Genomic DNA, 18755 nt, shown 5'->3' with positions numbered 1-18755 from the left:
CCTGCCGAGCTCGCGTTTAGTTCTGGTAATACGCAGAGTAGTGAGCGGAGTAGTAATGAGCGCCCATTGCTTCGGAATTCGGGTCGACCATAGTCAAGGCTGCGCCGATCACCGCCGCGCCGTCCTGTTCCAAGCCTGCCAATGCCGCGTCGATTACCGGAATCGGCGTGGAATTCCACTTGATCAGCAGCAATACGCCATCGACCTTGGTTGCGAGCGTTCGTGCGTCGGCGATGCCTAGCATGGGGGGGGTGTCGAGGAGTACATAGTCAAATTCACCCTTCAGCTTGGCCAACAGTTCGTCGATGGCGCCGCCGCCGAAGAGATCCTCGGCCGAGAAGGTAGGCTGGCGAACCGGGAGCAGTTTCAGGCCCGGAACCTGATCGTCGACGATCGCATCGTCGAGCGTCGCGGTGCCGGCCAGCACTTCGACCAGCCCGGCCGATGTGTTGAGCTGTAGCGCGCGCGCGAGGCCGGCGCGGCGAACGTCCATGTCGACCAGGAGCACCTTGTCGCCGCTCAGCGCCATCACCCTGGCCAGCGACAGCGAGCTGGTCGTCTTGCCCTCGCCCGGCAGGGTGGAGGCGAGTGCGATCACCCGCAGCGGCGCGCGCTGGCCGTTGCCGACGATATGGCCGCGTATCGTACGGAATGCCTCTGCATAGATCGTCATCGGGTTCGACAGCAACGTACCAGCCGGGTTGACGGCCTTGCGCGAGAAGAAGCGCCCCTTCTTCCGCAACAGCGGCACGGCCGTTATGAACGGCACCCCGAGCAGAACCTCGACGTCCTCCGGTTTACGGATGCTCGACTGCATGCCCTCGGCCAGCAATACGCCGCCGATGCCCAGGGCCAGGCCGAGCAACAATCCCGATGCGCCGGCAGCCTTGATGTTGGGGAAGCTGGGGCGGAGCGGGATCGTCGCATTCTCGACGATGTCCGCCTGAGGCTGCGACAGACGTGCGGCCTGACTGTTCTGCTGAGCAGCCTGGGCAAGACGCGTGTAGGCGGTCCGCTTGGCCTCGGCATTGCGCTCGAGGCTGCTGGCAGAAACCGAAGCCCGGTCATCCCGCGCTATCGCGCCCTTCAGAACACTAAGCTGGCCACGCAAGCTGTCTGCACGAGCCCGCGCCGCAGCCGCCTCGCTGCGAAGCCCACCGATGATGCGCTGGGCCTCCTGTCGGATCTGACTGTCGAGCGAGTCGATCTGCTTGCTGACTTGCAGCACCAGCGGGAATCGCAGACCGTATTTGGCGCTCAGTTCGGCGCTACGCTTCTCGGCCTCGGCGCGCTGGCGACGCAGGTCGGCGATCACCGTCGACGATAGCACTGCCGACACTGCCTCCGTACCGCCCGTGGCGATCTGGCGTTCGGCGACCGACACATTGGACTGGGCGGCAGCGGCCTCCGAATCCGCCGTAGCAAGCTGCGAGGAAAGCGGACCGATCTGCTGATCGGTAATGGTGCCACCGGCGCCGCCCTTCGAAATGCCGCTCTGGATGCGATACTGGGCGAGCTGACGATCGGCGGTCTCTACCTCCGACCCAAGCTCACGCAGACGGCCCTCGATCGAAGCGGACTGGCGAGAAGCGTTGTCGGCGAGCGCGTCGGCGGTGCCGGCGACATACGTCTCCGCAATCGCGTTGGCGATTCGCGCAGCCTTGACCGGATCCGGTGAGCGGAAGCCGATCGTGACCACATAGCTTTTTTCGTTTCGGCCGATGTTGAGCGTGTTGATCACGCTGGTCGTCGCCGCGTCGATAGCCTCGTCGCGTGATGGCGCGACGGTGCCGTCCTTGACGGGCGCGAACTCCGGATCGCGGTAGAGACCAAGGTCGGTAACGACCTTGCGGGCGACGTTGCGCGAGCCGATCACCGTCACCTCGGTGTTCACCGCGGTCGTGTCGAGCGGCCGGTCGCTACCCTCGGTGCCCAGCGCGGGCTGACCGTTGGGAATGATCCGCACCTTGGTAAAGGCGTCATACTTGGGCGTCAGCAGCAGGCTGATCGCGATCGCAAGGATGAACAGCGTGATCGCACTGGCCGCGACCACCCACCAGCGCCGCCGAATCGCGTCGCCCAGCGAACCCAACGTGACGGGACGTCGTTCCATGTGCCGCGACTGATCGAAGCGGCTGACCGGCGCGGTATCACCGCCCACAGGCTGTACGTTCATGAGTTAGAAACGCCCTCGGCAAAAATTATCGTTGAACGATGACAGAAATCAATGCCCGCGTCTCGTTGAACGTGTTGGTCGCGATGTCGCCGGTTCCCGAACGCTTGTCGTGGCCGATGACGAAGCCGAAGCCGAACCTGCGGCTGAGCAGATACCGGCCACCGCCACTCACGCGGAAAATCTTGATGGAGCCGGCATTCTCGGTGAAATCGTCGACCTCGTAGGCGACCTGCGCGTTCAGCAACAGGTTGCGCAGCAATTCGTGATCGACGCGGACTGCGCCAGCGGTGGCGAAATAGCCGCTGGAGTTGAAGAAATAGCTGTCCTGCACCGTCCGACGGACGGTGACGCCGAGGGTCGTGAGTTGTGACGGAAAATACTCTATCTTCGCTTCGGTCGCGAAACCCGACAGATCCCTGTAGATCGGCGCATTATAGCGTCGATCGACATAGCCCACGCCGACGGCCCCGCGGATCAGCGCCGACAGATCGAAGGTCGCCCCGCCCAGAAGGTTGATTTCCTTCGAATCACGGTTGGGGATGCGGAAGGCGAGTGGCTGATCATATTGCGTGTCGGTATGGCCGACCTGCGCGAACAACGAAGTATCGGGCGAGATCGCGAACTCGCCGCGGCCAGTGACCCGCAATACCGTCTGGTCACGATTATTCTGATCGAGGGTACCGCCCGCGAAGGTGCGAACGTCGTCGAACGACAGTCTGTCAAAGTTCGCGTTTACCTGGCCCCGGACTTTTGCGCCGCTGAACGTGGCGCCGATGCCCCCGCTGGTCTGCCGGTACTGCACGGCTTCTGCCGCATCTTGCGGCGAGGCAGCCGAAGCACGGGGCTCCGTGTTGCGCGCCGTGCGCAGCTGCGTATCCAGGGTAAAGCTGCGGGTAACATCGAGTCGGCCATTGGCGCCGACGCTGTAATTATCCTCGTTGCGCGGAGTTTCGCTGAAGAACCGCTTGGCGCGATACGTCGCGTCCAAGGTGAGCTGGTTGACCGCCCAGTTACTGCTCGCAGTTACCGAGGGCGAGATCGTTGCAAAGCCATCGCTGACCGATCCGCCGCTGATCTGGTAAGCGTTGTCCGTATAGCCGATGCCGGCTTCCACTCTTGGGTAGAACGTGAAGTTCAACAGCCGGACGCCGACCGCCTGATATTCAGGCCGCTCACGCTGAAGCACGCCGACATTGCGACCGCGATCGAACTCCAGTGGCAGGTTGGGCGTGATGAGATTTTCATCGACCGTCTGGGCCTCGGACGTTCCCGACCCGAACCCCGTGAACAGTCCCGCCAGAAGTGCCCCTGCGGCCCATGTCGCGTTGAGCTTCATGATATTTTATTCCCCATTAGAACCAATAGTTACGGCTGCATCAGCTTCCGTAATTGGAACTACCGCCCCCGAAGCCCGTACCAGGTCCGGTGCCGAGTCGCAGGCCTGCCGGGCCGCCGTCGATCTGCGCGATGCCGTTGACGTCACATCGGGCAGCCGCGGTGATGACATCACGCAGGGCGCCATATGTCGGCCGGGCAAAACCGGGCTGACGCGATGCCATATCGAGCGCCGCCAGCGTGGTCGGGCAATCGAGCAGCGCCTGATCCAGCGCGTAGGCGATCTGCGCCTGATATTGCGTACGCTTGCCGGTTTGCGCAGGCACCGAGGCGATCGCAGCGAGGATCACCTCATAGCCACGGCGAACTTCCGGGTTCTCCAGACCGTAGGACTTGGCCTTGGACGCATCGCCGGCCGTAGCCGTACGAGTTTGTGGCTGCGGCGCCGCGTCTGCAACTACCGAAAGCGAACTTGCGCAAAGGGCAACCAGGCTGATCGCCCAAAAACGGTTAGTGCTCATATCAGGGTTCCCCTCTTTTGCCGGCTCTATTGCACGCGCTAAGAACCCAGGCAATGCAGGAGGTTGGCCGGAAATCGGGTGTCCGAAAATGGTACGGTTTTGTTTTTCGCCGCGTCTTATCCCGAGGCGTACGCCTTACGCTGCCTCGGGAGACGAATTAAAATAGGCGCTCTTGGATACGAATCGTGTCGCCGGGCCGAACCTGAAGATTTGGCGTGAGCTTTTGCTTGGTTTCCTCGGTTTCGCCGGCGTGCTTGATCACGACCTTCTTCTTGTTCGCACGGTAGGTGAAGCCCTCTGCGGTGGCGACGGCATTGAACACCGTCAGCCCGCTGGAATAGCGGTATTCGCCAGGCTTGTTGACCTCTCCCAGGATATAGAACGGGCGGAAGGTCAGGATATCGATACTGACCTGGGGATCCTTGAGAAACCCGTCGGCCAGAAGCTTGCGAATGGACTCTGTGACGACCGAGGCGGTCAGGCCTGCCACGGGTACGTCGCCGATAAGCGGCATCGAGAGGCTGCCATTGGCGTTGACGAGGAACTCGCCCGACAATGTCGGCTCGTCGAACACGATAATGCGCACTTTGTCGGCAACGCCGAGTCGATAGTCGCTGTCGACCTTGGACAGCCCCGCGACCGGCAAGGCCGTGGCCGACTGCGGCGCACCGGTGATCGTTCCCGGCGATACGGGTACCATCTGTGCCGTCGCCCCGGTCGACACCGGAGCAAGAGCCAAGCAGAGGAAAGGCAGCAGGAAGGTCTTCAAGGTTTGGCCTCTGGTTGTTTGGATCGTCTTACAGAACAGCGTATCACGCGGCAATGCTCGATCATGGCGATAGGTCATCATCCCTTTGGCCTAACAGGGAATTGATGATCAGACGCTGAACCAAGTTTCCGGACGAATCGCCGACTGCATCGCGATCCAGGTGTAGGGCGCGTTCGACCAGGGCGTGATCGACGAAGAGCGGCTGTCGAGCACGACGTCGCCACGATCGGTCCGTGCGATCAGGACGAGGTGGAGTCCGACACCGCCTCGTCCATAGGCCACCGCCAGGAACAGGCGATCGGCCGGCGCCCCCGCAGCGATCAGCAGCCTGCGTTTCTCGAGGGCTATATCCTCGCAATCGCCAACGGCGCCGCGGGCGATGCCGCTGGCGCGCCACAGATCGCGTTGACCGAAGCGCGTCACGTCCGACACCTGCCGGACGTGACGATTAACGCGGCGGTTCACGCGGCGGAGAAGGGTTTCCCAGCGATCCGCGGTCGCTGTCGATGCGCCCACGACGTCGCTGCAGGCATCGGCTTGCGTGCGGCACATGACGACGAAGCCGTTGGGTGCTGCGATTTGCTGCCGGGGCGTGAGAAAGGGATCGATCGCCGCCGCTGCGGGTAGGGGCGCCATCAGGGCCGCCACGCCAATCAGCCGAATACTTGTCCACCGCATATCGCACTCCGCCTTGCCACGGAATCGAGCTTTGCAGACAAAGTCTTGAGAAATGCTAAATCGCGCTTCCGAAAAGCGCGGGATCGCCAGGAAACTTACTGGCGATCGCGGTTCGGGTAGGGGTCGTTATGGACTTTGAGGGGGGCCTGGTTCGTCCAATACTGGACGAGCATTTGTCGCAGGCCGCATTCGTCCAACGTCGACGCCTGGGAATGGGCGCTGGACTCGCAGGACTTCAAATCGTCGCGTTCACCGCCTCATGACGGAGCAGGCCGCCGCCTTCGCCGCGAACATGACAGCCCCTAGTCACGAAGTGGATAGTCAGCTCGCCCAGTAGATACCGGCAATGACCGCCCATAGTGTAGCGGGCATGACGATCGCCAGCGCCAGCTTGGTCTTGGGAGAATAGCCCTCGACATAAGGCTCGGGCGCGTCGGCCAGCCAGGTCTTGCTCGGCGTCTTCGGGAACATGATCGGCTCGATGGGCGTCGCGTTGAGGGCGGCGGACAGCTCGGACGCGCTCAAGGGCTGATGCAACTCGCAGGCGTAACTGCCTTCATCATGCCGCACCAGTCGCGCGGACCGCACCCCGATGCCGGCAAAGCCGATCGATACCGTCGAGCCTATTTCCATATGCGGGCCGCCGACCATGCGAAAGCCGGTCGCGGAAAGATCCTCGATCACCACATCGGAGGGCAGCTCTGCCGCGTTGCGCACGGTGGCATCCAGTTCCACCGGGAAGCGCTCGGCGGTGCGGACGTCATTGATGAGTTTTGCGTTTATTGCCATGGTATCACCTGAAGCCGTTAACGCTATTCACCATGCTAGAATGAAGATTGCGTAAATGCTAGCGGCGAAAACAGTGTCGGCGATGTAGGCGCAGGGCTGATGCGTTTCCGCTTCGCTTCGAATGTAGCGACGTCGACCGGCTGGGTCGCCCTCTCATCATTTCGCTCTAGCAGCGAGGCGCCGACGAGGCGGGTGAGGGTATTCACGATCGAGAAACTGATTGAGGATAAGGTGCAGCGAGTCGTGAGTGCGGGCGAGTTGGCGCCCCGTCGCGGTGGCCCTGGGGGCGTAACGGCTGCTCGAAATGCGATTTGGGGGCGGGGTGGTGCGCGACGTGATGACGCGGAACGACGCGGATGTGGTTATCATTAATGCTTAACGCTTTTGGACTATGACGGCGGGATGACGATACTTAGACGAGCATTCGAGATCGCGCAGAGCGGTATGGCGACCAGCATTTACGAGGTCCTTGTGCTACTGCGACAGGAGGGGCTTGAAACAGGCTACGGTCTATTCAGCGACGTTTCGATACGGACCGAGTTGCGGGCCTTGCTCGGCTGAACTCTGGTTATCTTAGCGCAAGACGTCACGTGATCTGCTGCAGGCGTCCAGTCCGTCAGCCGACAGGTTGCTACAGCCTCCCCAAAACCGCGTGGGTAGCCCGTGCAAGGGATTCATGATGACAGTACGATCGTTCAAACTCGCCGCTCCGGGGTGGACGGGGCAAGATCAGCGAAGCTCGATCCGTATCGTGGTGGATTGGGATGCCTCCGTCGCGGCCGATCAACTTGAGTCGCGCTCGGTAAAGATAACGGATTGCACCGATCGCGGCTGCCGTATCGAAACCAGCCTTGGCGTAGCGGTCGGAACGTTCGTTCGAATAGCGATACCGAATTTCACGGACGTGCAGGGTTGGGTCGCGTGGACTAGCCCGACGGCGATAGGTATCGACTTCGCGCATCCATTACCCAGCAGGGTTCTCGAGTATATTATCGAGAAGAACGGTTCGGACTGATCACGATGTGATGATGCGATTCTAAGTTGAGAAACCGAGCCCCGTCGTCACCTCTCTCCAACGAGGATAGAGCGCGATCGAGGTCGACAGGGAGTTCCATTCCGGGACACGTGCGGTGTGATGCCCTCTTGGCAGCGGGGGCTCGTCGTACATAACCGCGGTATGAACGGCCAGCCTAAGTCAGACCATCCGATGCGAGCCTCGCGATACTTCATCGAAGGAGAAGACATCGCCCTCGAGGGAGGGTCTATGTCCGATTGTCGATACATTCAAGGCTCGATAGCGTTCGCGGAGTGGATGGCCGGGTTCCAAGAGGGGCATATCAAAGAGTCGGTCCCGATTGCGGCTAAAAATCCATACTATGGCCGCAAGCGGATCCTCATACCGTCTATCTTCAACCGTGGCGTTACACGGGAATGATTTTCCGTGACCACAAGATGTTCAAACCCGACCGATCATCTACTGATGCGCGACGGGCGAAGCGAACGCCGATTTGCTTACCGGTCTTCGTAATCGCGCCGGACGGAGAGCCGTATTCAGCCCTGGCGGTCGATGTCGCCACCCACGGTTTTCGGATCAGATCGGGATACCCCGCAACGCTGGGGCGCTTCCTCGTCATCGATGTTCCGGCGTTCGTGAGGTACTCGGGTTGGGTCGCATGGGCGAGCACGACGGAGTTCGGCTTCGACGTAGCGCATCCGATGCCAGCCGACGTGGTCAATCACCTCATCAGCTTGGCGCGCGACGACTAGATGCTGCGTTCCAGCATTGGTCGCGCGTCGCGCGTCGCGGAAAGCCGGTCAGCCCCGTCGGTTACCCTCCTCACGCTGCTGGGCGGCGCGCTCGGTCAATGTCTTCAGCGTCTCGTCGAACCGTCCCTCGCGCTCGGCCTGACGCAGAAACTGCACTTCGTCGACCAGGATTTCGCGTGGCGTCGGTTGCTCCGCGAACTGCGCGGCAACGGCGTCTGCGAACGCCTCCAGCGGCATATAGCCAGGGCGGTTCGCCTGTCCCGGCGTGAGATCGGTCTGCACGCCTGGAGGCGCAACCTCGATCACCTCGATCTTCCCGGCCAACTGGGTCCGCAGCGAGACCGTATAGGAGTGGACCGCCGCCTTGCTCGCCGAATAGGTCGGCGCGGCGACCAGCGGCACATAGGCAAGGCCCGACGTGACCGTGACGATCGCGGCGTCGGGCTGGCCCGCCAGATGGTCGATCAGGGCGTTCGTCAGCCGGATTGGGCCGAGTACGTTGATCGCCAGCGTCGCTTCGGCATCGGCTAGGTCGCGCCGGCTCGTCAGATCCTCGAACTTCATGATGCCGGCATTGTTGAACAGCACATTCAGGGCCGGGAAGTCGGCCACGACCTGCTTGGCGAACGCGTCCACGGCCGCGGCGTCCTCAACGTCGAGCGTCATCGTGTGGATGCGATCACGCCCCTCCGCCGCACGCTCGAGTGTCTCTTGACGTCGCCCCGCTATGATGACCGTGTTACCACGATCGTGGAACCGGTGAGCCAGTGCCTCGCCGATGCCGCTACCGCCGCCCGTCATCAGGATCGTGTTGCCACTGGTCTTCATGGTTGATCGCTCCGCATCGAAGAAAGATTATCCTCTCCGAATGATCGCCGCGCCGGATCGTTCATCGATACCTCGCCAGAGCGACGACAAAAACGAATTTGCGACCGGTTTCGGTAGGTCCAAATGCCATTCCGGCGCGCGCAGCTAATCGGATGGGGGCTCATTACGATGTCGGGGGCAACCGCTTCAACCACACTCACCAAACACGGCTGATTCTACCGTTGGTGACCCCTACGGGAATCGAACCCGTGCTTCAGCCGTGAAAGGGCCGCGTCCTAACCGCTAGACGAAGGGGCCTGCGTGGTGGAGGCCGACTAAGGGGAAGGGGGCGAGGCGTCAAGCGTTTCGGTGCAACAATTTAGTCCGCCCATGTTAGTCCGCCCAGGCCGCATCCTCGACATGAAGCTCGGCTGACGGGCGCGAGGACCAGTCGTCGATCTTCGCACGACCGGCCAGCCAGAGTTTGCGGTGGGGCGCAGCGCCCAGCAGCGCCTGGCCAAGCGCGCTCTCGGCCGCGCGGAACGCCATCGCCTTGATGCTGCGACCGTCGTCGCCGGCGACGATCGTGCGGACGTGGCCGTTGCCGACGATGTCCGCCTTGATGACGCGCACCGGACCCATCGCCACTCTCGGTGCGGGCCAGCCCATGCCGTAGGGGCCGCCGGCTTCCATCGATTCGACGAGGGCGGGGTTGACGCCGCCGGCTGCGAGCACCGCGTCGAGCAGGAGGGCGCGGTCGCCGTTCGAACGGTCCACGGCGGCGGCGAGGCGCTCTTCGAGGAAATCGGTGAAGGCGGGGATCGCGGCCTCGCTGATCGTCAGGCCGGCGGCCATCGCATGGCCTCCGCCCGCGACCAGCAGGCCGTGTTCCCGCGCGGCCATCACCGCCGCGCCGAGGTCCACGCCGGGGATCGAGCGACCGGAGCCCTTGCCGATGCCGTTCTCGTCGATCGCGATGACGATCGCGGGGCGGCCGAGTTTCTCCTTCAGACGGCCGGCGACGATGCCGATCACGCCGGGGTGCCAGCCGTGTCCGGCGACGACCGCGACGGCGCGGTCCCGGCTGGAGAGGAGGTCGGCGGCCTCTTGGACAGCCGTTTCGATCGCGCGGCGTTCCTCGTTAAGGCGGTCGAGTTCGGTGGCGATTGCGCGCGCTTCGTCGGGGTCTTGCGTGGTGAGCAGGCGGACGCCGAGATCGGCGCGACCGACGCGGCCACCGGCGTTGATGCGGGGCCCGAGCGCGAAGCCGAGATCGGTGCAGGTCGGGTTGCGGGTCAGGCGCGAGGCTTCGATCAGCGCGGCGACACCGATGTTCTTGCGCGCGCCCATGACTTTCAGGCCTTGCGACACGAACGCGCGGTTGAGGCCGCGCAGCTGCGCGACGTCGGCGACCGTCCCGAGCGCGACGATGTCGAGCAGGTCGATGAGCTTGGGCTCGGCGCGGTCCTTAAAGAAGCCGCGGACGCGGAGCGTGCGGACGAGCGCGGCGGCGGCGAGGAAGCACATGCCGACGGCGGCGAGGTGGCCGTGCGCGGCGCCTTCGGTCTCGTCGAGGCGGTTGGGGTTCACCAGCGCGAGCGCGTGCGGGAGCGCGGTCGAGCATTTGTGGTGGTCGATGACGATCACGTCGACTTTCGCGTCGCGGGCGGCGTCGAGCGCGTCGAACGCCTGCGCGCCGCAGTCTACCGTGACTATCAGCGTGGCGCCTTCTCCGGCGAGGCGGACCAGCGCTTCGCCCGACGGGCCGTAACCCTCGAGCAGGCGGTCGGGGATGTAGGGGCGGGCTTCGATGCCAAGGTCGCGCAGAACGAGCACCATCAGCGCGGCGGAGGTGGCGCCGTCGACGTCGTAATCGCCGAAGATCGCGACCTGTTCTTGCGCTTGAACGGCGTCGGCGAGGCGTTCGGCGGCGCGGTCCATGTCGCGGAAGATGGACGGGTCGGGCATGAACGCGCGGATCGAGGGGGTGCGGTGCGCGTCGAGCGCGTCGCGGGGGCAGCCTCGGGCGAGGAGGAGCTGGGTGACGAGGTCGTCGCCGGTAAAGCCGTCCCGGCCGTCGGCGGCGAGCGCGCGCCAGCGCCAAGGTTGGCCGAGGATGGACGAGGTTACGCCGAGAACTGTCATGTCTCGGACGTAGTGGCTGCGGGGGGATTGTCGAGCGGACCGTGCATGGGGCGAGCGCTCGCACCGTCATCCTGACGAACGTCGGGACCCAGGATTACGGGGGTGGGCGTTCGTGGCTCTGGGTCCTGACTTTCGTCAGGATGACGTGAAGGGGGACTCGTTGGTGGGGGCGGCGGAAGGAGAAGACGCTCGCGCTTCCCCTCCCGTTCGTGCTGAGTAGCGACCGAGTAGCTTCGTAGAAGCGTATCGAGGGCGTGTATCGAAGCATGGTTCCACGTGCCAACCTGTCCTTCGATACGCCCTCTCGATACGCTGCGTTGCAGCTACTCGATGGCTACTCAGGACGAACGGGGAGAGGGTTGGGAACTGCGGAGCAGGGCACAGGGCACGGGGGAACCGCCCCCAACCCCGTCATCCCCGCGCAGGCGGGGATCCCTATACTCCGGTGGTTGCGGTCAGATCGCCGAGGCTAGCCTTTATGGGTTCCCGCCTCCGCGGGAATGACGCGAGTGCTTGCGGGGAGGGCTTGTCCTCGCGAGGCGGTAGCTCGCCGCGGACTCACTTGATCCAGGGCCGCTCGCGGAACCACTTGGTCACGATATACTTCACGCCCTCCATCACCGGCATGCCCTCGTGCAGCGTCAGCCCGTTCGGCGTGCCATCCGGGTTCATGTTGTTCCATGCGAGCAGCATGCCGCGTTTCGGGGCGATCTTGATGCCTGCCTGCGGGAACCAGGTCGCGCCGCCCTCGGGTACGTCGTTGAGGAACACCATCGCGGTCCAGGTGCGCTGGCCGCCCTGCTCCTGCATCTTTTGCCAGTAGCTCTCGGATTCGTGGAAATAATCATGGTGCGCGCGGAATTGCTGGCCGGGGGCGTAGCGCTGGCCCTGCATCGTCTCGCCGTGGAGCAGGTCGATGCCGAGCAGCGTCGCGATCGCCTCGTCGGTCGGCTGCACGTCGGGGGACCAGCGATCCATGTCGCAGCTCTCGCTGGTCCGGAAATTGCTGTTCGGGCGATCGGACAGCAGCGTCGACGGCCGCCGTTTCGAATCGATCATCGCGATCAGGCGCTTGCAGGTTGCGGGATCGAGGAACTTGTCCTGATAATAGAATTGCACCGTATCCATGGCGATGCGCTGCACCGCGGGATCGGCGTCGAGGCGCGCGGCGACCTGCGATCCGAAGGCTTGGCGGAGGGCCATGGCCGGATCGACCTTCTTGGCTTTTGAAAAGATACCCACGCCGCAGGATTTGGCGAAGCGCCTTCAAAACGCAAGAGCCCCGCGGTGATCTGACCACCGCGGGGCTCTTCCGTGTTTCTGCGTGAGGCTAGGCCGCAATTCTCAGAAGGGGCCTACCAGAAGATGTCGTACACCGTGTCGACTACGCGACCGCTGTCGAGATCGACCAGCAAAGCGTCGTTGTAATAGCGCACCCAGCGATACGGGCCGTACGCGTCGGGCAGGCGGTAGGTGTACGGGTCCTGGATCCAGTAATTCTGGTTGTAGAGAATGCTGTTCAGCGAGAAGCCGACACCGAAGCGGCGATAGCCCGAACCCCAGCCGCTTGGTGCGTAATAGCGCGGGAGGCGGTAGGCGCCCCGGTTGGACGCGCGGTAATTGCTCCAGGCATAGCGGTTGTCGTTGCGCCAGCCGCGATTCCAGGCGCCACCTTGATTGTAGCGACCCTGGTCGTAGCCGCCGCGGTTGCCCTGGAAATTGCCATAGGCGCGGTTGGGCTGACGGTTCTGGTAGCCGCCACGACCGCCGTTTAGGCCGCCGTTGCGATCACCGCGCCAGTCGCCCCGGTTGTCGTTGCGCCCGTCGATGCGGCCCTCGCCGCGTCCGCCGTTGCGATCGAACTGGCCGCGATCCGCCTGTTGGTTGCCGCGATCGAAGCCGGGGCGACTTTGTTCGCGATTCCAGTCGGGACGGTTCTGGCCGACTTGCGCGTTTGGACGGGTTTGGCCGTTCCAACCCTCGCCATTGCCGCGCTGCCCGTTCCAGTCGGGACGGTCGCCGCGGACTTGCGCCTGCGTGCCGAGATCGGCGCGTTGCGGCCGCTGGACTCGATCGGGCGCGGCGGGGCGGTCGGGCGCAGCAGGGCGGGCAGGCTCGGCGGGGCGGTCGGGACGCTGTTGCTGGAAGGTCTGGCTGCCCGGGCGCTGGCCTCGATCACCGCGATCGGGGCGCTGGCCGCGGTCTTGACGCGGTCCACGGTCGCCACGGTCCTGGTCGGCCTGTTGAGCAGCGGCGGCCGTCGCCATTCCGGTTGCCGGCACCAAGGCGGATGCTGCCATCAAGAGTTTGAGTAACTTGCCCGTCATCGCCGTCGTCCTCGACTGCCGGCGCACGAGCCGGCTCCTATGATGGGTTGGGTCTAGACGCGGGGTAGTGTGGAGAGGCTGAATGGGTTCGTCAGCGATTAGACAGGTTTAGGTGGGGGGCGTCACTTGCCAGAAAGTATTTACCCCCACCCCGGCGAAGGCCGGGGCCCAATTGGGGATGATCAGTAACGAAGCGCGGGACTTGTTACTTCAGACGTTCCAATTGGGCTCCGGCCTTCGCCGGGGTGTTAATGTTTTTTCGCGGGAGACCACGCTTTGGTCGGCATTGAAGCGCACTATTGCGCGGGCGGCGGCACCAGCGCAGGCACCAATCGCGCAGAATCCGCCGGATCGATCCCCGGCCGCGGCCCCGCGGGAATAACCTCTTCCCCACGCATCGCCCGCCCGGCGCGCTGGACCGCCTCGACCACCCGCGGATACACCCCGCACCGGCACAGGTTCGTGATCTGCTCGCGGACCAGCGCCTCGCTCGGGTCCGCATTTCGCTTCAGCAGCGCCGCCGCCGCCATGATCATCCCGGGGATGCAGAACCCGCACTGCGGCACCGCCTCCGCGATAAATGCCAATTGCACCGGGTGATTGCGCTCGCGCGACAGGCCTTCGATCGTCGTGACGTACGCGCCCTCGATCGAGCCGATCGGCACTTGGCAACTCCGCGCCGCGCGTCCGTCGATATCGACCGTGCACGCGCCGCAATGCCCGGTGCCGCAGCCATATTTCGTTCCCGTCAGGTTCGAAGCGTCGCGCAACGCCCACAGCAACGGGGTGTCGGCGTCGAGCTTGTATCCGATCGGCTCGTTGTTGACGGTGAAGCGGGTCATGGGCGGCGTCGTAGCTTGCCGGGACGGATCGCACCACGCGGCATTGCCACGCGCCATCGCCCCGGCTTATGTCGCGCGGATAATACCGCGAGGGGGCGCAATCCAGATGCACGTCGATACCAAATCCACACCACGTCAGGATGGGGCGGCCGGCGGCGATGCCAGCCACGGCTATGATGCGCCCGACCTGCGCGTGTTCGTGTTCGCGCTGTTCTTCATCTTCGGCGGCATCACCTCGCTGAACGACATCATCATCCCGAAGATGAAGGAGCTGTTCACGCTCGACCACGCGACCGCGATGCTGGTCCAGTCGGCGTTCTTCCTGGCCTATGCGCTGTTCTCGATCCCTGCCGCGGCGATCGTGCGCAAGGCCGGCTATATGCGGACCGCGTCGATCGGCCTCGTGACGATGACCGCGGGCTGTCTGTTGTTCATCCCGGCCGCGGGGCAGGCGAGCTTCGGCATGTTCCTGTTCGCGCTGTTCGTGCTCGGCGCAGGGATCACCGTGGTGCAGGTCGTCGCCAACCCGCTGATCTCGGCGCTGGGGCATCCCAAGTCCGCGTCGAGCCGGCTGACCTTCGCGCAGGCGTTCAACTCGCTCGGCACCACGATCTTCCCGTATGTCGGTTCGGCGCTGATCCTCGGCGGGCTGGCGACGGTCGATTCCTCGACGCTCACCGGCGCCGCGCTCGACGCGTACCGGACGGAGTCGTCGCGGACGGTCGTCCACACCTATATCGGCCTCGCGATCGCGCTGCTGATCGTCGCCGCGGTCGTGTGGACCCGTCGCAACCGGCTCAACGAAGAGCAGGACCAGACCGGCAGCATCTTCCACGCCTTCACGTTGTTGAAGCGCCCGCGCTTCGCGATGGGGACCGCGTGCATCTTCCTCTACGTCGGCGCCGAAGTCGCGGTCGGCTCGCTGATCGTCAATTACCTGATGCAGCCGAGCGTGATGGGCCTGAGCGACGTCGCGGCGGGCAAGCACGTGCCGTTCTACTGGGGCGGCGCGCTGGTCGGCCGGTTCATCGGCGCGTACGTGCTGAACAAGGTGTCGCCGGGCAAGGTTCTCGCGGGCGTTGCGACGGGCACGCTGGCGCTGATCCTGATCTCGGCGAACACCGAGGGTGCGGTATCGGGCTGGGCGCTGCTGGCCATCGGCTTGATGAACGCGGTGATGTTCCCGACGATCTTCTCGCTGGCATCCGAGGGTCTTGGCAAGCGTGCGGCCGAAGGCTCGGGCGTGATCGCCACCGCGATCGTCGGTGGCGCGATCATCCCGTATCTGACGGGGATGCTGGCGGACAAGTCGGGCAGCTTGCACTTCGCGCTGCTGCTCCCGGCGATCTGCTATGCGCTGATTCTGGCCTATGGTCTGTACGCCCGGAAGCCGGCGGTCGAAGCGGTCGCCTAACCCTCCCCGTCATCCTGGGCTCGACCCAGGATTCAGAGCCACGAACGCTAGCGCTGGTGGCTCTGGATCCTGACTTTCGTCAGGATGACGGTGGTTTTGGCAACATTGGCGCTGCCCGCCCGGTCGCCAGATCGGCATCGGAAAACCGGATCGGCGTGCGCAGTCCCGGGACCGTCGATCCATCCGGGCGCGCGGCGCTGATCTGCATCCCGCGCGCGATTACCTGCGGATCGTCGAAAGCCTGCGCTACCGTATTGATCGGCCCGGCCGGTACCCCGACCGCCTCCAGACGTGCGAGCAGTTCCAGTTTTGGTACCAGCGAGGTGGCCGCCTCGATCCCTGCGAACAGGACGTCCTTGAACGCCAGCCGTCCGGCATTGGTCGCGAACCGTGGATCGTCGCGCATCTCGGGCGAGCCCATCGCATCGCAGAACCGCCGGAACTGGCCGTCATTCCCGACCGCGAGGATGAACCAGCCGTCGCTGGTCGGGAAAACCGCATAGGGGCACACGTTCATATGCGCGTTCCCGACCCGCGTCGGCGACACGCCGCTCGCGAACCAGTTCATCGCCTGGTTCGCGAGCACGCCGGTCATCGTATCGAGCAGCGCCATGTCGATCTGCTGACCCCGGCCGGTCTGCTCGCGCATCGCCAGCGCCGCCTGGATCGCGATCACCGCATACAGCCCGGTCATGATGTCGGCGAACGCGACGCCGATCTTCTGCGGCGCAGCCCCGGGCTCGCCGGTCAGGTCCATGATCCCGCTCATGCCCTGGACGATGAAGTCGTAGCCGGCGCGGGGGGCGTAGGGGCCGTCCTGTCCGAACCCGGTGATCGAGCAATAGACGAGTCGCGGGTTGATCGCGGCGAGCGTCGCGTAGTCGAGCCTGTATTTGGCCAACCCGCCGACCTTGAAATTCTCTATCACGACGTCGGCGTCGGCGATCAGGTCGCGGACGATCGCCTGTCCTTCGGGGGTGGTGAAGTCGGCGACGATCGAGCGCTTGCCGCGGTTGGCGGCGTGGAAATAGGCGGCGTCGCGCGTGCCGTCGGGGTTGTCGATAAACGGCGGACCCCAGGTGCGGGTGTCGTCGCCGGCGGGGCTCTCGATCTTGACGACGTCGGCGCCGAGATCCGCGAGGACCTGGCCCGCCCAAGGCCCCGCGAGGATCCGTGCGAGTTCGACGACCTTGAGGCCGGCGAGGGGGGGAGGTTTGTCTTCCACGATCACAGCACCACCCCGGCGGAGGCCGGGGCCCAATTGGGAAGGCTGAAGTAACGACACGCAGCCTCAGCCAATACGCGTCCCCCAATTGGGCCCCGGCCTTCGCCGGGGTGGTAGGCCGTGGGGGCTGAACTCAAAATGCAGCGATACCCGTGATCGCGCGGCCGAGGATCAGCGCGTGCACGTCATGCGCGCCCTCGTACGTGTTGACCGTCTCGAGGTTCATCAGGTGGCGCATTACCTGATACTCCCCCGAAATCCCGTTGCCGCCGTGCATGTCGCGAGACATCCGTGCGATATCGAGTGCCTTGCCGACATTGTTGCGCTTCACGATCGAGACCATTTCCGGCGCGAACCGCCCCTCGTCCATCAACCGCCCGACGCGCAAGCTCGCCTGCAACCCGAGCGCGATCTCGGTTTCCATGTCCGCCAGCTTCTTCTGGAAAAGCTGCCGCCCAGCGAGCGGCGTGCCGAACTGATTGCGGTCAAGGCCATATTGGCGCGCGGCATGGAAACAGAACTCGGCGGCACCGAGGGCACCCCACGAAATTCCGTACCGAGCACGATTAAGGCACCCGAACGGCCCCTTCAGTCCCTGCACGTCGGGCAGCAGCGCGTCCTCGCCGACCTCGACTTCGTCCATCATCACCATCCCGGTGATCGACGCGCGGAGCGACAGCTTGCCCTCGATCTTGGGCGTCTCCAGCCCCTTCATCCCGCGCTCCAGGATGAAGCCGCGGATGCCGCCGCCATGCTCGTCGGACTTCGCCCAGATCACGAACACGTCGGCGATCGGCGAGTTCGAAATCCACGTCTTCGCGCCCGAGATTACATAGCCGTTCGCGGTCTTCTTCGCGCGCGTCGTCATACCGCCCGGATCCGACCCCGCATCCGGCTCGGTGAGCCCGAAGCAACCGATCCATTCGCCGGTCGCGAGCTTGGGCAGGTATTTCCGCTTCTGCTCTTCGGACCCGAACGCGTTGATCGGGTACATCACGAGGCTCGACTGCACCGACATCATCGAGCGATACCCCGAGTCGATCCGCTCCACCTCGCGCGCGACCAGACCGTAGGAGACATAGGACGCGCCGACGCCGCCGTATTCTTCCGGGATGGTCGGCCCGAGCAGCCCAAGTTCGCCCATCTCGCGGAAAATCGCGGGATCGGTATGCTCGTTTTGGAACGCGTCGATGATCCGTGGCGCCAGCTTGTCGTCGGCATACGCCTTCGCGGTGTCGCGGATCATCCGTTCGTCTTCGCTCAACTGATCGTCGAGCAGAAACGGATCCGCCCAGTCGAACTTGCCCATCCCGGCCATCTGCATCTCCTTCGTTGACCGCCGACTTCGTGTGTCGGTGGGCGAAAGTCCACCCCCAACGAACGCTTTACGCGTCGATCAGCGTCAGCACCGCGATGGTCACATGCTCCCGTTCGCCGATCGTCTCGACGCGGTCCACCGATAGATCGGCGACGATATGCCCGCGCATTGCGAACTGCACTTCAGGCAGCTCGTCGATCCAGTCTCGAAGACCGGGTACGGGCACTGCCGCGATCGTCAGCTTGTGCAGCGTGCCGACGAAGGTCGCGCTGGCCCAAGGCGTGCACGCGATCGACTCGACGTGCATCGTCAGGTTTGCCGCAGCCGCGTGGCCGCGAAGCGCGCGGATCAGCAGCGTGCCCGCGTCGGGGCCGCGGATGGCGTCCATCCTCACGACTTGTGCCGATCGCTGCCATGCTTGGCGACGCTAGACTGGGCGATGCCATACTGATCGATAAACGTCTCGATCCGCGCCACCATCGGCGCACGCGGCTGGCGACCGAGTCGGAGGTCGTGGACCAGCCGCGGATCGCCCACCGATAGGCGGCCGAACTTGGTCATCGGCATGCCGGTCTGCCGCAGATATCGGTCGATCTTGATGAGAACGGACATGGTCGATCCTTCCTGTTCTTGCCCCGAGTC

Annotated in this window: 18 protein-coding genes and 1 tRNA gene; 3 read left to right on the top strand and 16 right to left on the bottom strand. The window is 64.2% G+C overall.

Features of this window, described 5'->3' with window-relative positions:
* Window positions 1–16: 16 nt before the first annotated feature.
* The 6 genes from U1708_RS06280 to U1708_RS06255 form a co-directional block, all read right to left on the bottom strand.
* Complete coding sequence (locus U1708_RS06280) at window positions 17–2176, bottom strand: GumC family protein (protein WP_332743847.1); 2160 nt, start codon at window positions 2174–2176, stop codon at window positions 17–19.
* A gap of 25 nt (window positions 2177–2201) precedes the next feature.
* Entirely contained in the window at window positions 2202–3512 is a 1311-nt protein-coding gene (locus U1708_RS06275) for an outer membrane beta-barrel protein (RefSeq protein WP_332743844.1), read from the bottom strand.
* A 40-nt stretch (window positions 3513–3552) separates the two neighbouring features.
* On the bottom strand, window positions 3553–4032 hold the full coding sequence (locus U1708_RS06270) for a hypothetical protein (RefSeq protein ID WP_332743842.1): 480 nt from the start codon (window positions 4030–4032) through the stop codon (window positions 3553–3555).
* Between the two features lie 157 nt (window positions 4033–4189).
* Complete coding sequence (locus tag U1708_RS06265) at window positions 4190–4882, bottom strand: polysaccharide biosynthesis/export family protein (protein ID WP_332743840.1); 693 nt, start codon at window positions 4880–4882, stop codon at window positions 4190–4192.
* A 27-nt stretch (window positions 4883–4909) separates the two neighbouring features.
* The gene (locus tag U1708_RS06260; RefSeq protein ID WP_332743838.1) at window positions 4910–5437 is read right to left on the bottom strand and encodes a transglutaminase-like cysteine peptidase; all 528 of its coding nucleotides are present in this window, start codon (window positions 5435–5437) and stop codon (window positions 4910–4912) included.
* 363 nt (window positions 5438–5800) lie between these two features.
* Window positions 5801–6268: a PilZ domain-containing protein gene (locus U1708_RS06255; RefSeq protein ID WP_332743836.1), complete on the bottom strand. Its 468-nt coding sequence runs from the start codon at window positions 6266–6268 to the stop codon at window positions 5801–5803.
* Window positions 6269–6947: 679 nt separating this feature from the next.
* On the opposite strand from U1708_RS06255, the gene U1708_RS06250 reads away from it, so the two are divergent.
* Window positions 6948–7283, top strand: a complete 336-nt coding sequence (locus U1708_RS06250; protein WP_332743833.1) for a hypothetical protein — start codon at window positions 6948–6950, stop codon at window positions 7281–7283.
* A 437-nt stretch (window positions 7284–7720) separates the two neighbouring features.
* Window positions 7721–8035: a PilZ domain-containing protein gene (locus U1708_RS06245; RefSeq protein WP_332743831.1), complete on the top strand. Its 315-nt coding sequence runs from the start codon at window positions 7721–7723 to the stop codon at window positions 8033–8035.
* A gap of 48 nt (window positions 8036–8083) precedes the next feature.
* Here U1708_RS06245 and U1708_RS06240 read toward each other — a convergent pair whose 3' ends face one another.
* The 6 genes from U1708_RS06240 to U1708_RS06215 all read right to left on the bottom strand — a co-directional run bounded on the left by U1708_RS06240 (window position 8084) and on the right by U1708_RS06215 (window position 14156).
* Window positions 8084–8863: an SDR family oxidoreductase gene (locus tag U1708_RS06240; RefSeq protein WP_332743829.1), complete on the bottom strand. Its 780-nt coding sequence runs from the start codon at window positions 8861–8863 to the stop codon at window positions 8084–8086.
* A gap of 222 nt (window positions 8864–9085) precedes the next feature.
* Window positions 9086–9160: transfer RNA gene (locus tag U1708_RS06235), tRNA-Glu, on the bottom strand.
* Window positions 9161–9235: 75 nt separating this feature from the next.
* Entirely contained in the window at window positions 9236–10987 is a 1752-nt protein-coding gene (gene recJ, locus U1708_RS06230) for a single-stranded-DNA-specific exonuclease RecJ (RefSeq protein WP_332743827.1), read from the bottom strand.
* A gap of 558 nt (window positions 10988–11545) precedes the next feature.
* Window positions 11546–12229, bottom strand: a complete 684-nt coding sequence (locus tag U1708_RS06225; protein WP_443029979.1) for a prolyl hydroxylase family protein — start codon at window positions 12227–12229, stop codon at window positions 11546–11548.
* 113 nt (window positions 12230–12342) lie between these two features.
* Entirely contained in the window at window positions 12343–13287 is a 945-nt protein-coding gene (locus tag U1708_RS06220; RefSeq protein ID WP_332743825.1) for an RcnB family protein, read from the bottom strand.
* A 323-nt stretch (window positions 13288–13610) separates the two neighbouring features.
* On the bottom strand, window positions 13611–14156 hold the full coding sequence (locus tag U1708_RS06215) for a (2Fe-2S)-binding protein (RefSeq protein ID WP_332743822.1): 546 nt from the start codon (window positions 14154–14156) through the stop codon (window positions 13611–13613).
* Between the two features lie 106 nt (window positions 14157–14262).
* On the opposite strand from U1708_RS06215, the gene U1708_RS06210 reads away from it, so the two are divergent.
* The gene (locus tag U1708_RS06210; RefSeq protein WP_332743820.1) at window positions 14263–15570 is read left to right on the top strand and encodes a sugar MFS transporter; all 1308 of its coding nucleotides are present in this window, start codon (window positions 14263–14265) and stop codon (window positions 15568–15570) included.
* A gap of 79 nt (window positions 15571–15649) precedes the next feature.
* Here the strand turns inward: U1708_RS06210 and U1708_RS06205 are convergent, their stop codons facing one another.
* From U1708_RS06205 to U1708_RS06190, 4 genes are all read right to left on the bottom strand, one after another.
* Window positions 15650–16795 carry a CaiB/BaiF CoA transferase family protein gene (locus tag U1708_RS06205; RefSeq protein WP_332743818.1) on the bottom strand — a complete coding sequence of 382 codons (1146 nt, stop codon included), beginning with the start codon at window positions 16793–16795 and terminating at the stop codon, window positions 15650–15652.
* A 133-nt stretch (window positions 16796–16928) separates the two neighbouring features.
* Window positions 16929–18113 (bottom strand): acyl-CoA dehydrogenase, encoded by a 1185-nt coding sequence (locus tag U1708_RS06200; protein ID WP_332743816.1) that lies wholly within the window; start codon window positions 18111–18113, stop codon window positions 16929–16931.
* Window positions 18114–18180: 67 nt separating this feature from the next.
* On the bottom strand, window positions 18181–18501 hold the full coding sequence (locus U1708_RS06195) for a hypothetical protein (protein ID WP_332743814.1): 321 nt from the start codon (window positions 18499–18501) through the stop codon (window positions 18181–18183).
* 2 nt (window positions 18502–18503) lie between these two features.
* Window positions 18504–18725, bottom strand: a complete 222-nt coding sequence (locus U1708_RS06190) for a hypothetical protein (RefSeq protein ID WP_332743812.1) — start codon at window positions 18723–18725, stop codon at window positions 18504–18506.
* Window positions 18726–18755 lie beyond the last annotated feature (30 nt).

Source organism: Sphingomonas arabinosi (assembly GCF_036663715.1).
In the GTDB taxonomy this organism is placed as follows: domain Bacteria; phylum Pseudomonadota; class Alphaproteobacteria; order Sphingomonadales; family Sphingomonadaceae; genus Sphingomonas.
Note: the sequence above shows the minus strand (reverse complement) of the source record. Positions and strands in the feature narration are given on the sequence as shown.

Bases quoted from the DNA above. Each gene is read 5' to 3' on its own strand.
- U1708_RS06280 (WP_332743847.1), bottom strand. From the start codon at position 2,176: ATGAACGTACAGCCTGTGGGCGGTGATACCGCGCCGGTCAGCCGCTTC.
- U1708_RS06275 (WP_332743844.1), bottom strand. From the start codon at position 3,512: ATGAAGCTCAACGCGACATGGGCCGCAGGGGCACTTCTGGCGGGACTG.
- U1708_RS06270 (WP_332743842.1), bottom strand. From the start codon at position 4,032: ATGAGCACTAACCGTTTTTGGGCGATCAGCCTGGTTGCCCTTTGCGCA.
- U1708_RS06265 (WP_332743840.1), bottom strand. From the start codon at position 4,882: ATGATGACCTATCGCCATGATCGAGCATTGCCGCGTGATACGCTGTTC.
- U1708_RS06260 (WP_332743838.1), bottom strand. From the start codon at position 5,437: ATGGCGCCCCTACCCGCAGCGGCGGCGATCGATCCCTTTCTCACGCCC.
- U1708_RS06255 (WP_332743836.1), bottom strand. From the start codon at position 6,268: ATGGCAATAAACGCAAAACTCATCAATGACGTCCGCACCGCCGAGCGC.
- U1708_RS06250 (WP_332743833.1), top strand. From the start codon at position 6,948: ATGACAGTACGATCGTTCAAACTCGCCGCTCCGGGGTGGACGGGGCAA.
- U1708_RS06245 (WP_332743831.1), top strand. From the start codon at position 7,721: ATGTTCAAACCCGACCGATCATCTACTGATGCGCGACGGGCGAAGCGA.
- U1708_RS06240 (WP_332743829.1), bottom strand. From the start codon at position 8,863: ATGAAGACCAGTGGCAACACGATCCTGATGACGGGCGGCGGTAGCGGC.
- recJ (WP_332743827.1), bottom strand. From the start codon at position 10,987: ATGACAGTTCTCGGCGTAACCTCGTCCATCCTCGGCCAACCTTGGCGC.
- U1708_RS06220 (WP_332743825.1), bottom strand. From the start codon at position 13,287: ATGGCAGCATCCGCCTTGGTGCCGGCAACCGGAATGGCGACGGCCGCC.
- U1708_RS06215 (WP_332743822.1), bottom strand. From the start codon at position 14,156: ATGACCCGCTTCACCGTCAACAACGAGCCGATCGGATACAAGCTCGAC.
- U1708_RS06210 (WP_332743820.1), top strand. From the start codon at position 14,263: ATGCACGTCGATACCAAATCCACACCACGTCAGGATGGGGCGGCCGGC.
- U1708_RS06200 (WP_332743816.1), bottom strand. From the start codon at position 18,113: ATGGCCGGGATGGGCAAGTTCGACTGGGCGGATCCGTTTCTGCTCGAC.
- U1708_RS06195 (WP_332743814.1), bottom strand. From the start codon at position 18,501: ATGGACGCCATCCGCGGCCCCGACGCGGGCACGCTGCTGATCCGCGCG.
- U1708_RS06190 (WP_332743812.1), bottom strand. From the start codon at position 18,725: ATGTCCGTTCTCATCAAGATCGACCGATATCTGCGGCAGACCGGCATG.